General features: G+C 66.1%; 1 protein-coding gene. It reads right to left on the bottom strand.

The genetic code is table 11. The features are described 5' to 3' along the window. A partial coding sequence (locus EOA28_RS38210) for an AIR synthase-related protein (RefSeq protein WP_245501719.1) occupies positions 1 to 445 on the bottom strand: 445 nt, incomplete at both ends.

Here is a 445-nt window from a genome sequence, read left to right as displayed (position 1 = left end):
TGACGCGGAAGCGCAGATCGTCGGTGGTCTTGCCGACAATGGCGAAGTCGAGCCCCCATTTGCGGAAGATCGCCTCGGCCTCCTCTTCCTTCTCGGGGCGCAGCACCATCAGCATGCGCTCCTGGCTTTCCGACAGCATCATCTCATAGGCGCTCATGCGCTCCTCGCGCACCGGCACCTGGTCGAGGTCGAGCTCGATGCCGAGGTCGCCCTTGGCGCCCATCTCGACCGCCGAGCAGGTGAGGCCGGCCGCACCCATGTCCTGGATGGCGATGACGGCGCCCGACGCCATCAACTCGAGGCAGGCTTCCAGCAGGCATTTTTCGGTGAAGGGATCGCCGACCTGCACGGTCGGGCGTTTCTCCTCGATCTTGTCGTCGAACTCGGCCGAGGCCATGGTGGCGCCGCCGACGCCGTCGCGTCCGGTCTTGGCGCCGAGATAGAC

Source organism: Mesorhizobium sp. M2A.F.Ca.ET.067.02.1.1, from assembly GCF_004023285.1.
Classification (GTDB): Bacteria; Pseudomonadota; Alphaproteobacteria; order Rhizobiales; family Rhizobiaceae; genus Mesorhizobium.
Note: the sequence above shows the minus strand (reverse complement) of the source record. Positions and strands in the feature narration are given on the sequence as shown.